Origin of the sequence: Spirosoma sp. KNUC1025 (assembly GCF_045160025.1) — a bacterium.
Classification (GTDB): Bacteria; Bacteroidota; Bacteroidia; order Cytophagales; family Spirosomataceae; genus Spirosoma.
Genome location: NZ_CP087139.1, coordinates 5630049 through 5646255 on the forward strand (window position 1 = coordinate 5630049; position 16207 = coordinate 5646255).

At 51.0% G+C, this 16207-nt stretch carries 11 protein-coding genes; 4 read left to right on the forward strand and 7 right to left on the reverse strand.

Going from position 1 to position 16207, the window contains the following annotated elements:
• Positions 1-254: 254 nt before the first annotated feature.
• Entirely contained in the window at positions 255-1025 is a 771-nt protein-coding gene (locus LN737_RS24675; protein ID WP_405512936.1) for a LytTR family DNA-binding domain-containing protein, read from the forward strand.
• A 174-nt stretch (positions 1026-1199) separates the two neighbouring features.
• Positions 1200-2519, forward strand: coding sequence for a glycosyltransferase (locus LN737_RS24680; protein WP_405512938.1), 1320 nt, complete (start codon positions 1200-1202; stop codon positions 2517-2519).
• 82 nt (positions 2520-2601) lie between these two features.
• Here LN737_RS24680 and LN737_RS24685 read toward each other — a convergent pair whose 3' ends face one another.
• From LN737_RS24685 to LN737_RS24715, 7 genes are all read right to left on the reverse strand, one after another.
• Positions 2602-3795, reverse strand: coding sequence for a S8 family peptidase (locus LN737_RS24685; protein WP_405512940.1), 1194 nt, complete (start codon positions 3793-3795; stop codon positions 2602-2604).
• Between the two features lie 183 nt (positions 3796-3978).
• Positions 3979-4395 (reverse strand): hypothetical protein, encoded by a 417-nt coding sequence (locus LN737_RS24690; protein WP_405512941.1) that lies wholly within the window; start codon positions 4393-4395, stop codon positions 3979-3981.
• An 84-nt stretch (positions 4396-4479) separates the two neighbouring features.
• On the reverse strand, positions 4480-5853 hold the full coding sequence (locus LN737_RS24695; RefSeq protein WP_405512943.1) for a PhoPQ-activated pathogenicity-related family protein: 1374 nt from the start codon (positions 5851-5853) through the stop codon (positions 4480-4482).
• A 135-nt stretch (positions 5854-5988) separates the two neighbouring features.
• Entirely contained in the window at positions 5989-7629 is a 1641-nt protein-coding gene (locus LN737_RS24700; RefSeq protein WP_405512944.1) for a SusD/RagB family nutrient-binding outer membrane lipoprotein, read from the reverse strand.
• Positions 7630-7717: 88 nt separating this feature from the next.
• A complete protein-coding gene (locus LN737_RS24705; RefSeq protein ID WP_405512946.1) occupies positions 7718-11131 on the reverse strand; it encodes a SusC/RagA family TonB-linked outer membrane protein in 3414 nt (1137 codons plus the stop codon).
• A gap of 57 nt (positions 11132-11188) precedes the next feature.
• A complete protein-coding gene (locus tag LN737_RS24710) occupies positions 11189-11416 on the reverse strand; it encodes a hypothetical protein (protein ID WP_405512948.1) in 228 nt (75 codons plus the stop codon).
• Positions 11417-11696: 280 nt separating this feature from the next.
• The gene (locus tag LN737_RS24715; protein ID WP_405512950.1) at positions 11697-12242 is read right to left on the reverse strand and encodes an RNA polymerase sigma factor; all 546 of its coding nucleotides are present in this window, start codon (positions 12240-12242) and stop codon (positions 11697-11699) included.
• A 525-nt stretch (positions 12243-12767) separates the two neighbouring features.
• On the opposite strand from LN737_RS24715, the gene LN737_RS24720 reads away from it, so the two are divergent.
• Together LN737_RS24720 and LN737_RS24725 are read left to right on the forward strand one after the other, a co-directional pair.
• A complete protein-coding gene (locus LN737_RS24720) occupies positions 12768-13970 on the forward strand; it encodes an exo-alpha-sialidase (RefSeq protein WP_405512952.1) in 1203 nt (400 codons plus the stop codon).
• An 11-nt stretch (positions 13971-13981) separates the two neighbouring features.
• On the forward strand, positions 13982-16207 hold the full coding sequence (locus LN737_RS24725) for a hypothetical protein (protein ID WP_405512954.1): 2226 nt from the start codon (positions 13982-13984) through the stop codon (positions 16205-16207).

The window sequence follows — 16207 nt, forward strand, 5'->3', positions numbered from 1 at the left end:
TCGTTCATACCGTTTCATCAGCTCTGCTGTTGGTCGACCGATGGAATTGGACGAACTTCAATAGTTCGTCAATACGTGGTATTGACCTATCGCTGTGGCTTGCTGGCTCCTATTCATTTGATTAGTAATCCATTAGCCATTAAAAAACTGCGTTTGCTCGGCTGGTTATAGTTCAATAGCTTAGCAGAAAAACAACACCAACACGTAATACCTAACCAGAAAAGAGGGGAACCCACTGCACACCCCAACCGACTATGAACATTCTCTTGATCGAAGACGAAGAATTAGCTGTTCGTAAGCTGTCAAAACTATTACAGGAAATCGACCCAACCGTTCAGATTGTTGGCAGTATGGCCAGCGTACGGGCATCAGTCGATTTTTTGAAAAGTCAGCCAGCGCCCGATCTTATTTTGATGGACATTGAACTGGCCGATGGACAGAGTTTCGAGATTTTTGAGCAAACGCCGGTTGAGTCGCCGGTTATTTTCACAACGTCCTACGATGAATATGCACTGAAGGCGTTTAAAGTCAACAGCATCGATTACCTGCTCAAACCCATCAAGCGCCATGAACTGGAAGCCAGTTTAGCCAAACATAAACGCCTGCTCGACCGCCCGGTTGTCCAGGAGCGGGTTGCCTTCGACTCGCTGGTGCAGCAACTTCGGCAGCAGTTGCAACCCACCGAACACCGCAAACGGTTTCTGGTCCGGCACCTCACCCAGTGGATGCCCGTAGAGGTGAGTGATATTGCCTATTTCTTTTCGGAGGAGGGCGTCAGCCTGTTCAGAACCAAAACGAATCAGAAATTTTCGATTGATTACACCCTCGACGAACTGGAATCCATGCTCGACCCGTCGCAGTTTTTCCGGGCCAACCGTCAGTTCATTGTGGATATCACGGCCGTTCAGCAGATTCACCCCCATTTCAATAACAAACTCAAGCTGACGCTGAAACCGGCTTCCGAGCATGAGATCCTGGTTAGCCGGGAGCGGGCCACTGATTTTAAAAAGTGGATGGGCAAATAGCCAATACGTTTGGAGTCCGATAAAGAGAGTCAGGAAAAAGCTGTTTCATTAACGGCTTTTTCCGTTTCAACCCCTTTAGGCTGGTCGACCCGGTCAGAGACATCTAGTTTAGCATCGTTAACCACATCAATTCACCAGAACGATTCGCTTTTCTTACGCTAACAACACGTACCAATGACTCCTAAACGCATTCTATTCGCTACCATGCCTATGGACGGCCACCTGAATCCACTAACCGGGCTGGCTATTCATTTACAAAAACTCGGTCACGATGTCCGTTGGTATACGGGTCCCAGTTATGCCGACAAAATTCACAAACTCGGTATCCCCTACTATCCGTACCAGCAGGCGACAGAAATCAACCAGTTAAATCTGGATACGGCACTGCCCGAACGGCAACGTATCAAAGGCACAATTGCCCGGCTCCGGTTTGACCTCAACCATGTTTTTTTACTACGTGCCCCCGAATTCGTTGTTGACCTGAAAGCCATTTACAGCGAGTTTCCGTTCGATCTGCTGGTCTGCGATACGCTGTTTACGGGCGCTCCTTTCATCAAACGATTGCTGAACGTACCTGTCGCGTCGGTCGGCATTGTTCCCTTATCCGAAACCTCCAAAGCACTTCCCCCATCCGGGCTGGGCATGGAGCCGTCAGGCAGTTTTTTTGGTGGATTGAAGCAGGCTTTTCTGCGCTATCTGGTCAAAAACCATCTGCTCAAACCCTGCACCGACCTGTATAACCAACTCCTGGCGGATCATGGCCTTCCGCAAACCGATGAGTTCGTTTTTGACGCCGTCATTCACGATCCTGATGTGTACCTACAAAGTGGCACCCCCGGTTTTGAATATGCCCGGCCCGACATCAGCCCCACGATACGTTTCGTTGGCCCGATGCTTCCTTACAGTCGGGGAGTTCGGCATCCGTTCCAGCATGTCGATCTGGCCATGCAGTACGAGCGGGTTTTGCTGGTCACGCAAGGGACTGTAGAACGCGACCCATCCAAGATCATCGTGCCAACGCTGGAAGCCTATAAAGGCGACTCAAAAACGCTGGTTGTCGTAACTACAGGAGGCTCACAAACCGAAGAATTACGGATGCGTTATCCGCAGAAAAACATCATCATCGAAGATTTCATCGATTTCAATTCGGTTATGCCCCATGCCGACGTGTACGTAACGAACGCAGGGTACGGCGGTGTGATGCTGGCTTTGCAGCACAAATTACCAATGGTAGCCGCGGGCATTCACGAGGGCAAAAACGAGATTGCCGTCCGTATTGGGTATTTTAAGGCGGGCCTTGATCTGAAAACAGAAACCCCCTCCCCTAAGCAAATTCGTCAAAGCGTTGAACGCGTACTGGCCGATCCGCAATACAAACGGAACGCCACTAAATTAGGCGAAGAGTTTAAGCACTATAATACCAACGAGTTGTGCGAAACCTACATCAATGAGTTGCTAAAAAAGCCAGAACCTGAGCTAGCGAGGGTTTATTAAGTCATTAGTCATTACGCTTCGCTGTCATTGGTCATTAGTTGTCTGTAGCGATGACTAATGACAGCGAAGCGTAATGACTATTTTACAATTGCGGGGCACGTACCATTCCGGTACCTACGTCGAAGGGATCGAATCCGGCAACCAAACCGCTTGTTACGCCTGATGCAATCAGGCGGGCCGACAGCCCATTGGGTGTCAGGGCGCCAATGCCGCGCAGCTTTTCGGCCCATAAAGCCGCTACGCCCGCTACGTGGGGAGTAGCCATGCTGGTGCCGCTCATGCTAACCAGCCCCCCGCCCCGCCGGGCCGACTGAATGCCCACACCCGGCCCGGCAACGACAGCGCCTGTGTTGGAAAAAGAAGCAACGGAAAAATTGGTACCACTCTGACCCAGAGCCGCTACCGAAATAAATCCGTCGGAAACGGCAGGTGGACTTACGGCAATTTCAAAATCAGGGTTCTGATCCCGTCGGCTTTCATTACCAGCCGCTGCGATTAGAAGTGTCGTCTGGAAAAAGGGACTACTCGCCCGAATGAACTGCGCCATTTTCTCGAAAAGCTGCACGTTGGCCCGATAGCCTTCCAGCGCCCGTGAGGTAGCCAGTTCGGGAGGCAGACCACTATCCTGAAGGCGTTTTACCAGCCCCGGAAAATCGATTCCGAGCGACATCGAAATGACGTTTGCACCGTTTTGTGTTGCCCACTGAATTGCGTTGACGATGCTTCCGCTCGACCCGCCATTATTGCCCAGAACCTTGCCGATCAGGGCTTTCTGAACGCCTTTAGCTACGCCAATGCGGGTGTTGTTGACATCACGGCCAAAAATAGTGCCCGCGCAGTGCGTGCCGTGCCCATGCTGATCGCCGTTGCCTTCTCCCGTAAAATCCTGCTGAACCAGCGTAACACCAGCAAAGGCAGGATGAGTTGCGTCGATACCGGTATCCAGAACGGCCACCACTACGCCATTCCCCGTAAACGGCGACGTATCGGCCCCCACGGCCTGTACGCCCCAGGCAATGGAGGGGGCAGCGGGTTGCAGCACGTCCTGCACGTCGAATGGTTCGACCAGCTTCATCGGAATCGTTGGCGCTATAGCCACTACGTCGGTGCTACGGGCCAGATCGGACAGGTCCCGCCGGTCAATTTTTTCCACCTCTACGGTTAAACCCGCTGCTACAGCCTCCAGCGGACTAGCATTGGGTATGGCGGCCCCGCCCAAAAATATATCCCGGGTTACGACCGATGGGGCTCGTAAAATAATGTGCTCTTCATTCATAGCTGTTATTGATTTAGGAAGGATGAGTAACTACGATGTTACGCCCCTAAATCTATAACGAACCAGCTGGCGATTTGGGAATGTCTTATTATGCGGCAATTTATTTCCACATAAGCCACATGCAATCAGCTATTTACCAGACTACGTAGCAATAGCCCCGATAACCTGGTATGCAACGGGCGGCTACTGTTTTACCAGTGTAAAAGCGTCCGATTTTTCGGTCCCCTTATACGTGTACGAACAGGTATTAATGCCAATATTCTTACAATTGAGCTTGTCACTGAAGGCATCAGGCAGAACAATTATGTTGCAATCATCTGACAGGCTGGAAAACTTCAAATGCAACACATTGCCTACAATTGACCAGGGAGCGTCTTTATACAGCGTTATTGGCCCACTGCTGTAATTGTTCGTTACGGTGCAGGTTTTATCCGATTTGAATTCATAGTACCGATGAGCGGCCCCGGAAGGGTATGCATCGACATCCTCCCATTTGCCGACAAGGTTTGTTTCCGTAACAGCGGGGGTCACATCCCCTGAACTTTTCGAGCAGCCAACTAATAACAAACCGACCAGCAAGGCGTTGAGTAGTTTTTTCATGTTTGAGGTTGTTTTGCTCAAACATAGGCCCTTCACTTACTTGCCTTGCCAACTTTTGTGTTATCGGTCAAACAAACAGGCTTTTCAGTTCAGAAAAAGCTCATCGTTATCGGTCAGAAACATGCGGGTGCTTTCGGTATACGTACCGCCGGTGGGCGATTTGTATTTCAGATCAACGTAAAAAGCGCGGTATCCCGATGATGGGTACATCTCCGTGACCGAAACGGTTGGTTTATTGGTGATGCCCAGGCTCTTTCCTTCCCACTTTTCATCCTGAAAAATCCTGTCCGTTGACGTTGCCGACCAGACCGTTACGTCCTCCAGTTTGTCGGATGTGGCTTTTATCGTCAGATCGACTCCTTTTTTGGTAGTCGATACGGTCCACTGGCAGGCCGGATACGGCTGCTTGGCCAGGGTGGTTCCGAAGAACGCATTCAGCGCTTCCAGTGCCTGCCGCTTGTCGCCCAGATCGTGTCCGACATTCGGAACGTAGTGTATATAATTCTCGCCCGGAATCTGACCGATGTAATGCTTCACGGCATCGACGGTCCAGTACTCATCGTTGGTACCCATAAACAGCATTTTGGGCATGGTCAGTTTTTTCCGATACGAGTACGGATCAATCATTTCCGTTACGGCGCTGCCTTCTTTGCTATGTACCGTTTGCGGAATGCCCAGTTTTACGTAATCCTCAATTTGCTCACTGTATTTGTTCCAGCTTTTCATCTGGTAATCCAGATTCACCGGCATGTTCAGAATATCGATCACCATGGGCGCAATGGCAACGGCCCGCCTGTCGCTGGCCCCGGTAAGCCAGGTCGTCCAGCCCCGCTTGGAAGCACCCGATACCACAAACCGATTGATGTCTTTATGAAGCGTCTGTTTGCCCAGTTCCTGTACGGCATCCATCGCCCGAACGGCGCTTTTCACCATCGGGAACAGCAGCGGCCACGTATAGTCGCCATCTTTTTTGAATTGGTGCAGGGTATAGGAAATCAGCGCATCTTCTTTCAGATTGTCGTATAACGGCTGATTGGGCGTTTGCCGGAGAACCGCCACAACCGCCTTATTTTTCGTGGCTAACATACTGATCGCCCGGTTAAACGTATCGTCCCGTTTGTTCCAGTTTGGCTCGCCATCTTTAACCGAACCACCGGTTATAAATAGCAGTGCACCATCCGTGTCGATTTCCTTTGGCACCAACACAGACAGCTGATGTTTCCAGGTGTACTCCCGCCATTTCTGGGAAGTCAGTAACACTTCATATGCCGTAATATCACCGAAGTTATGGGTATCTTTCACCTCCCATTTGAACGATTTATCGTCGTTGTGGAGGTAACTGTCCAGGGCCGTAGCGGGCGTAATTCCGTCGGCTGGTTTAGATACTTCAAACGAGAAAAGTGTACTGATACCACCTAGAGCAACAAGGGCAACAGTTTTCAGGAGATACGTCTTCATGAATTATAAGAGTTTATTCCGATAGCAGAAGAACCAGAAAGGCAGAAAGTAATTTCATAAAGGTCAGGTAAAGGTAATGTTCCCGCCCCTGAAGTGCTCTCCAATCGCTACCCTTCAGGGGCGGGGGCGTTTCTTTTACCAGGGCTTACCTGTGCCCTGCACGAGCCACCCTTTCGACCAGGCGCTGTTTTTGCCGTCGGATTGGGAATTGGCCGTTGTTTCCAGTTTTTCGATGGCTACCCTCGAATTGGTTTTGTTCAGGTTCAACTCATCCCGCATGTAATAAAACCGCAACGGCAGTGCTTTACGCTTGGCAGCGGGTCCGGGCGTTAGCGCAGGCAGCCCCGTCCGGCGATAATCGAACCAGGCTTCGGTGGCATTGGTCCAGCTGGCAATCCACTTCTGCCCGATTAGCTGCGCCAGTGTACCCTCGTAAGCAACTCCTTTCTGTGCAATGAACGTAGCGTAACTGCTGGCCAGTCCCCAGGCAGTCAGCGACGCTTTAACGCCCGCTTCATAGTGCGTTTTGGCATCGCCAGCCGCCCAGCCTTTCTGTGCCGCTTCGGCCAAGATAAAATGTACTTCAGCGGCCGAAACCAGCCGGGCCTTCAGCAACGATCCTTTGGCCTGCATGTAGATTTCGTTGAGGTACGAAACGTGCGGATTCGCCGATGTTTGACCCGGCGTCGGGTTAAAATTATAGCCCGAAGGCAATTGCGATACACTCGGAGGCAGACCTACGTAATCAGGATCGGTATCAATTTGCGTATTGCCTACTTTATCGGGCGAGAAATAGCGAACGCCGTTAACGATTTTGTCCGTTCCGGTGGGCAGAGCCGCATCCACCTTCAGGGGAATTTCAACTTTCTTGGCCCAGATGGCCAGCCGGGGATCGCTCGTAGCCTGCATGGGTTTGAGGAGTGTCGAGCACATTTTTATCCGGCGATAGTTGCTGCCACTGATATCAAAAACCGTGTTCGACGGCCAGGCATCGCCAGAATTGTTTCCAACAAAAGCCATCGTTGCATCGGCCGACGCATCGTCGATAATCGGGTATTGGGCCGGGTTGGCCACAATCTTTTCGATACCCGCTTTAGCCACCTCCGGCTGCTTGGTCGAAATTCGCATCAGGTAGCGCAGTTTCAGCGAGTTAGCCAGTTTCTGCCATTTTGTGGGGTCGCCGTTGTAATAAAAATCGGTGTTTTCCACAATGCTCGAATACGATGCTTTGGGTTTTGACAGCAACGTAGCGGCTTTGTCCAGGTCGGCCAGTATCCCGGTGTAAATCGTTTGCTGATCGTCGTATTTGGGCGTAATAAAATCCGCGCCACCCTGTTCGCCTTTCAGCGCGTTCGTATACGGTGCATCCCCCCACAGGTCGGTAATCAACCCAAAAATCATTGACTTCATGACCAGCGCCACGCCTTGGTGGAATTCCAGATTCATAGTCACTGCCCGCTGGTACAGCAGGTCGTTATTCCGCAGCAGATCGTAGTAACCCGTCCAGCTTTGATCGCCACCCCAGTCATAATCATTATGTTCGTTAAACCAGGCATCTTTCTGTGTATGCTGCACAACACCGGCAATGTTCTGAAACCCCAGATTTACGAAGGCCTTGGCCGTTTCGCTCAGCACCGTAGGTAGAATCAGGTTCGGGTTGACAACGTCGGGCTGTATACCATTGGGGTTGATATTCAGTTCTGTAAGGTCCTTACAGGAAAAGAACGAGAAAAACAGAACGAGTAAGACCGTACTCTTTTTGACTACATTGTTCATGGTTGAAGAATTTTTTCAGTGGTGGATGATTGATCATTGGCTGACAGTACTAATGACAAATGACTACTGACCAATGCCCAATGACTACTTAAAACGTAAGACCAAGTTTGAACCCAACTGGAATAACCCAGGGCATTACGTTGTACCGTTCGATACCTTGCTTAAACTGCGTGCCTGCCTGCGGGCTAGCCTGCGGCTGGAAAGCCATTTCCGGATCGACGTTGATTTTGGCGGCCGTCCACAGAATAATGTTGCGGCTGTAGACCGAGAAGTTGGCGTTCTGCAACCCGATGGATTTAACGAATTTGGCCGGCAGGTCATACCCCAGCGAAACCTCCCGCAGTTTCACAAACGACGCATCGAACGTAGCGGCCCGGGTGAAACTCCACGGATAATTGTCGCCATACGGAATGATTTTCGTACCAGCACCTCCCAGGTTTTCGGTATAGCCTGTAATGTTGCCCTGCGCATCGTATTGCGCAATTACACCCGGATTGAACACGCCATAGGCATAGGTTTTCCCACCAAATTCAAATGGATATCCCCCGTAGGCCGACGTCGGGCCACCCACAATCGGGAAGTAGTTTCCGTGAATTTTAATGTACTGATCGGCATTCTCAACCAGCCAGTTCCGCAGGGCATCTCCGCTACGTCCACCCGGATTGATGAGGTTGTCGAGGAATCGCTGCGACCGCAGATCCGACTCCATGTACCGATAGGTTTGCGAGACAAAATCACCCCCCGAGCGCCAGTCGAGCGAGACGTTCAGCGTAAATCCTTTGTAAGAAATCGAGCTTTGCGCCCCGAGCATAAAGTTCGGGTTGAAGTTGCCGATTTTGTTCTTGACGTTGGTAGCGCTCCGGCTCTGCCACGAACCGTCGTTATCCAGAATCGGATAGCCGTAGTAGGGCGAATTGGCGTCTGTTACGGTGATGATTTCGGCGTCGTATATATCCCCAACTTTATCGCCCACATAGGTCCAGGCCCCACCTTTCGCATCCGTCCATAAGGTGTAGTACGGCAGCGCATCGGCCAATTCCTTGATACGAGTGGTGTTTTTTGTGAAGTTACCCGTCAGGTCCCAGCGCAGGCCACCTTTGTCGATGATGGTGCCACCGAGCGAGAGCTCAACACCCCGGCTTTCGAGCAGACCTGCGTTGATATTTTTGGTTGTAAAACCCGACGACGACGGAATCTGTGTGGGCAAAATCTGGTTGCGATTGTCTGACATGTAATACGTTCCCGAAAACCGGAGCCGGTTACGGAACATGTTCAGATCGACGCCTACTTCATAGGACGTAGCGATTTCGGGCTTCAGATCAGGCAGCAGAATACTGCTCGATTTGGTCAGGCGCGTTACGCCATTCCAGGCACCGGCATCGCCCAGGGTTGCGTAGAGGCTGTATGGGTTGGCATCGTTGCCCACCTGCGCCCAACCCGCCCGAACTTTAAAGAGGTCGATGTCTTTCGAAATATGCACCATTTCATTGAGCAATACGCTCAGCGACGCCGACGGGTAGAAGTACGAACGGTTGTTGACCGGCAACGTGCTCGACCAGTCGTTACGTGCCGTCAGGTCGAGGTAAATCATGTCTTTGTAGTCCAGATTCGCCATTCCGTACACGCTGTAGATGGCCTTTTTATACAGGTAATTGCTGTATTGCAGGTTGTTGGGCGCAATGTTCTGAATGGTGAATAACCCCGGTATAACGAGCCCCGCTCCGTTTTTGCTGCTGGTGCTGATGTCGCTCGATTGCGAATACCGGTTGTTGCCCCCCGCCGATATCACGACGCCCAGGGCATTGAACCGTTTGGTGTACGTAGCCAGAATATCGGCGTTACGTTCGTAGCGTTTGAGGTTAATCAGGCCATAGGCGCCATTGGGTTCGCCGGTATAACTGCTGGCAATTTTGGTTTCACGCTGCTCTGTATACGTATCGAGCGCGTAGCGGCCCATCAGTTTGATCTCGGGCGTAAGCTGCCAGTCGGCTTTAAGATTCCCAAATAGCCGATCCCGTACAAAGCTGTTGTTCACCTCATAAGCCAGAAAATACGGGTTGTTGTAATTACCGATGCTCTGCGATTTCTGCTGGAGTCCTTCCTTGCCCGGTACCCAATAGTCGCGTAGTTCATTGATGTCGATATGCGACCCAACGGCATACGCCCACTGCAGGGGGTTAGTGCCCCGTTCGCCAGCCGGCCGGTTGCTGGAGTTGTTTCGGCTGAAGTCCAGGTTTGTGCTCAGCGTTAATTTGCTGTTAACCCGCAGACTGGAACTGATGGCCAGGGTATTCTTAAACAGATCGGAGTTAGGAACAATACCCCGGCTACTCATATTGGAATAAGAAACCCGGTACGACACCTTTTCTGAATTATTGGAGATCGACAAGCCGTTGGTGCTGGTCACGCCCGTTCTGACAAAATCGCGTACGTTGCTTGGGTGTGAAATCAGCGGAGTTGGAATCCTGTTGCCGTTGGCATCCGTTGGGCTGTTCCACTGGATGGCGTTGTAGCCTTTATCCAGTTCCGGCCCTACGCCCCCGGCCGAACTTTCGTCAATTTGCAGGATTCCGCCCGGATACGGGTTGTTATCGGGTGTAAACGGAAGTACGCCCGTAGCGAACTGATGGCCCATTTTCAGGTACTTGTACGGCTGATCGAACACCGTATTCGACGTAACGGACACCGTCATTTTCTGCGATTTGGACCCGCTTTTTGTGGTAATCAGCACCACGCCGTTGCCCGCCCGTGAACCATACAAAGCAGCGGCACTTGGGCCTTTCAGAATCGAGATATTCTCAATGTCTTCGGGGTTTATGTCCGAAATAGCGTTGCCGTAGTCCACTCGGTTATCGTTGCCAATCTGACTGACGTTGTTAAGCGTATTAGCCACCGGCACCCCATCGACCACAAACAGCGGCTGGTTGTCGGTATTCAGTGATTTGGCCCCCCGAATAATCATGCTCACCGACGAACCGGTTGGCCCGGTTGTGCTGATCTGAACGCCCGGCACACGGCCCGCCAGCGAGTTCAGTACGTTCTCCTGCGCCACACGGCTGAGGTCTTTCCCCTGCACTTCGCCCACCGAGTAACCTAGCGAACGAGCCTCGCGCTTGATTCCCAGCGCTGTAACGACGACCTCGCCCAGCACCTCGTTGTTTTCAACCAGCGATACGTTGATCACCGTTTTGTTGCCAACGGGAATCTCCTGGGTTTTGTGCCCGATAAAGGAGAAGACCAGTACGGCATCGCTGCCATTTACCGTAATGGAATACCCGCCCTGCTTGTCTGTTACGGTACCCATCTGCGTACCTTTAATCAGAACGTTGGCCCCGGCAATGGGCTGCCCATCGGCCGCCAGCGTAACGGTGCCGGTGATGGTTTTGGTGGGTCTGCCATTCGCAAACCCGTTCGCTAACGTGTGCACTACGCATAAGCCGGTCAGCAGGGCGACCGTCAGCGTATGCTTCAGCATCCAGTAGAAAGTAGACATAGTGTTCATGCGTGGCTAATTATGGGAAGATCAATGGATTGTAAGCAAGTTGGTATGGCCGCTACGTCAGGAATCAGACTTAACTTCCTTTACTATCGGCTCCGGCTTTTCTGCGGGGTCGGGCGGATTTTCGGGTTCATTCAGGAGTGCGTCGAAATACGCTTCCAGGGCATCCGAATAGGCATTTACATCCTCGGCATGATGCAGGCCAGCCAAAAACTCGTCGAGTTCTGCTTTCGATAGGTTGCTGCTGATCAGCCGATTGATTAAGTAGTCGCTGCGATGCTTTGCCATCACATAGGTCGTTTAGGCAATTCGACTATAGTACGGGCAATCGCTTCGAATGGACTATACGCTGCGCTGTATTTATTTTGACAGGCGTTGATTACGCTGAATTTGCCGTCTGACAGGCTTGCCGTCGAGAGAAGATTTATATAAAAAAAGTTCTCACCCAACGAAGCAGGTGAGAACAGGGAACGGCGGGAGTTGGGTAAATATTTCCTGGTAGCGTGGTGTCCCTGTGGTGTCGGGTTTGAGAACGGCTGCGGCCGACACCACGCTGGAGCCTATTGCGTCAGCTTATGGCAAAATCAACCTTTTCGCGTAGTAGTTGCTTCGCCTTAACGAGTTGATTTTTAACGGTATTTTTCGAGATGCGCAGCAGTTCAGCGATTTCCTGATAGGATTTTCCGCTCTCTACGTTGAGCAGTAGAATCTGCTTCCGTTTTTCAGATAGGGAGTTGATGGCGGAATAAAGCAGTTCTATGCGTTTCTCCTCATCTTCAGCATCATGGGTATAGCTATACTCCATACGTTCCAGATAGCGCTGACGCAACGAATGGCTTTTTTCAACCTGCTTGAGGTAATCAAACACCATGTTGCGCAGGCAGGTAAACAGGTAGGAATTGAAGTTCAGCTCCGGGTTGATGAGATGGCGTTTTTCCCAGATTTTTATAAACACATCATGCACCATATTCTCAGCATCCTCTTCATCTTTCAGCAGATGGATACAGAACCGTAAAGCGGGTGTGCGGTAATGCCGATAGAGTTTACCGAAAGCCTCCTGATCGCCCTGGATAACGTTGACGAGGATAGAATTGATTGAGTAATTTAAGGTCATAAGAAAAAGAGTCAGGTAGGTAATTATATAAATCCATTGAGAAAAAGGAAAGTATAATCGGGCACATCTACCAATTAATCTATAATACCGCAATGCGCCGGATGCATTATAGACTATACCCTGTTGGCTCTTTACCAGGTAGCCTTGTCATTCTTCTGCCAGCCTGTTGACAGTTGAATTTTCGTATGTTGTCGAGGAATTATAAAAACAAATATAGAGGGCGAAGCAGGACTCCATTACGCACTTTGCGTAAAATTACCGTCTATTTGCGCAACGTATTATGTTTTTAGAATGGTAAGGTATACGAGCCATTACGCCCAGGCTTATTAACTAGTTGTCAACTATTTAGCTAATACGATACGTAGCGTTTCAATGTGAATTTATAGCTGACCAGCGGATGATTTACGTGTTAGCGCCGTTAAAATTTACCTGCTTTCCGATAGTACGTTGCCTTTCCTGCTACGTATACTAACTGATGGAATGAAAGTGTAGTCGGAAAAATCGGTGATAAACCAAATTGACAGCATGTTTTTGATACAACGACTTGGTCTGCTCCTGTTTTTTGTCGGTCTGTACGTGAACTGTTTTGGGCAGTATGCAGCAACCAATTCGGCCATTGTGCGCGAAATGCTGCTGTTTCCGGAGCAGGAAAAACATGTGCACGGCAGTAGTATCGTCAGCCTGCCCAACGGCGATTTTCTGGCAGCCTGGTTTTACGGAAGCGGAGAACGAACCGCCGACGACGTTAAAATCATGGGAGCCCGGCTAAAAAAAGGCGAGAAATCCTGGAGTGAACCGTTTCAGATGGCCGATACGCCCAACCTGCCCGACTGCAACCCGGTGCTGTTTATGAACCACGCGGGTAAATTATTTCTGGTATGGATTGCCGTTCAGGCCAACCGCTGGGAGTATTCGATTCTGCGCTGCAAAACCTCAACAGATTTTCTAAGAAGCGGGCCACCCGTCTGGAGCTGGCAGGATAATATTCTGCTTAAACCCGACGAACGATTTGCGCAGGAAGTTGCGGCCAAATTTAAGGACCTTCCCAAAAGTACGACCGGCTGGGGTGGATATGCCCCCCGCTACGACGACCTGATTATGGAGGCCAGTCGTGATGCAGGAAAGCGGTGTATTGGCTGGATGACCCGAATCAAACCCATGTTGCTCGAAGCAAACCGAATTGTTTTACCGCTCTATTCCGACGGCTTCAACATGTCGCTCATGGCTATCTCCGACGATGACGGAACGAGCTGGCGACCCAGCTTACCCGTTGTGGGTCGGGGACCGATTCAACCGGCGCTGGTACGTAAGAAAAACGGCCACTTGGTGGCCTATATGCGCGATAGCGGAGATGAGCCTACCCGTGTGCACATTAGTGAATCGGCCGATCAGGGCGAAAGCTGGACGGCTACGACAAAAACCGAAATTCCAAACACAGCAAGCGTTGAAGCTTTGGTGCTACAGGATGGGCGCTGGGTGTTTCTGGGCAATGACATCGACGATGGCCGATACCGACTGAGCCTCTACCTCTCCGACGACGAAGGTAAGAGCTGGGCCTGGAAAACCCGCCTGGAAGACCATCCGGGCGGTCAGGGCCGCTACTCCTATCCGTCGCTGATTCAAACCGCCGACGGTCTGCTGCATCTGACGTACTCCCACCATACCGACGACAAACGTAAATCCATCAACTATGTCGTCGTAGACCCTCGTAAACTCAATCGTAACTGACTCCCATCCTCATGAAACGCTTTTGCACATCCGGCTTTTTCTTTCTCAGCCTCCTCTGTCAACATTTCAGTACGTTAGCCCAGGCCGTGTATCAGGACAAACCGTTTGTTCAGGATTTTAGCGTTAAGTATTACGCTGAAAAACCAAACGCAGGCCTTTCGACTATGGCCTGCGACCGGAACGGCGTCATCCAGGTGCTTTCGTCTGAAGGCTTGCTTCACCCCGCCAATGGCTACTTTCTGTCGCCGGGCACCCTCCTCCCCGACCGTACGTACCGGCCCATGCAAACCATGACCATCCGGGCAGTGGAGCGTTACGATGGGCAGCTTGTGTATCTCGACAATCGGGCCGTTTTAAGCAATGCCTGGGCGGGTAAACTGTTTATCGAACATCAGTTGCCACAGGCAAAGGTGCTCGCCTGCGGCACGGATTTTACGTTTCTTGTTTCGGATGGCAAAACGCTGCACCTGCTGAAAGACAACAAAATTTCGGGAAAAGCAACTTTGCCTGACGACGAACTGATTGCCATGCGCTTTCAGCCAGAAACCAATCAATTCTGGCTATTGGGAAAACAGTCCCTGTCTACGTTTTCGCTAAAGGATCAGAAAGCAACAAAGGTTTTCACGGGGTCAGGCTTTACGTCGTTCGCGCTCACAGCGAAAGGACAGAAAGTGATAATCGGCACGGGCGACGGTTATATCGAATTTGATCCGGTCAGTAAAAAACAGCTTGGCCATATTCATCAAAAACTGCCCTGCCCGGAAATTACAGCCATTATCGACATCAACGGAAAGCTCTGGTTTGGCTCACCAAAAGGCGCCTTTGCGGTACGTCCCGACGGAAAATTCGACTATTATAATGGCGAGCGCTGGCTGCCCGGCAATCAGGTCACGCAGATCGTGGCCGGCCCGAAAAATTCGGTGCTGATTCTGACTACAGCGGGGCTGGCTAAAATCGAAACCAGGGCTATGACCCTGCACGAAAAAGCCCAATTTTACGACGCACAGGTACGTAGCCGACATATTCGGAATGGGTTTAATTCCTCCCTGGAGCAAATGGAGAAAGGCAATCTGGCGACGGGTTATCTGGACGATTCAGATAATGACGGGCTCTGGACGTCGATGTATCTGGCGGGTGAAATTTTCCGGTATGCGGTCACGAAAGAAAAAGACGCCCTCCAAAATTGCCGCGAATCCCTCGATGCGATGGAACGGCTGTACAGCGTTACGCCGGTGCCTGGTTTTCCAGCCCGCTCGTTTGAACGAGCCGGTTTCATTACCAAACTTCATGATTCTGACCGCTGGCAACCGTCCCCGCAGTCGGGCTGGGACTGGAAATCGACCACCAGCAGCGATGAAGTGATCGGGCACATGTTCGCTTTCGGTGCGATGGCCGAACTAGTGGATGACAAAGGGCTTCAGCGCCGGGCCATTACGTTGATCGACACCCTCATGAGCCATATCATCAGCCATGACCTGTATCTGATCGATTTCGATGGCAAGCCGACCATGTGGGGCAAATGGAATCCAAAATACGTCAATGCATTTCCGGTCAATGTGGGCGACCGGAAGCTGAATTCATCCAATATCATTGCCATGCTGCAAACGGCGTATCGGTTCACCAAAAAAGAAAAATACAAAGCCAAAGCGTTTGAGCTGATGCAGAAACACGGGTATCTGGAGAACCTGATGCGTCCTATGAACATAATTGGTAAAGCGCCGGAAGACGCCGATGAGCATAGTAAACACATGTCAGACGGCTGGAACCACTCCGACGACGAGATGTATTTTGTTGGGTATTGGGGATTGTATCGCTACGCCTTCAACGATACCCTGAAAGCTAAATTCAAACAGGCTATTCTGGATCACTGGGAAATTGAACGACCCGAAAAGGAAGGCGCCTGGAATATTTTCACCGCCCTGACCGGCACCAAAACCTTTGATCTGACGGAAGCGGTCTGGTATCTGCAGGAGTATCCGCTCGATCTGATCGACTGGGACATTCTAAACAGTCACCGCAAAGATCTTGACGTCTTACCCGACAATTTTCGTAAGCAAACCACAAAGGAAGTGCTTCCTCCCGACGAGCGACCCATTCAGCGCCACAACGGAAATATGTTTACCCTGGACCGGAAACGTGGAAACGGTACGTCTGAACACAGCGCGGGCGACATCTGGCTGCTTCCTTACTGGATGGGTCGATACCTGGGCGTTATTAGCGCCCCTATGAATAACTAA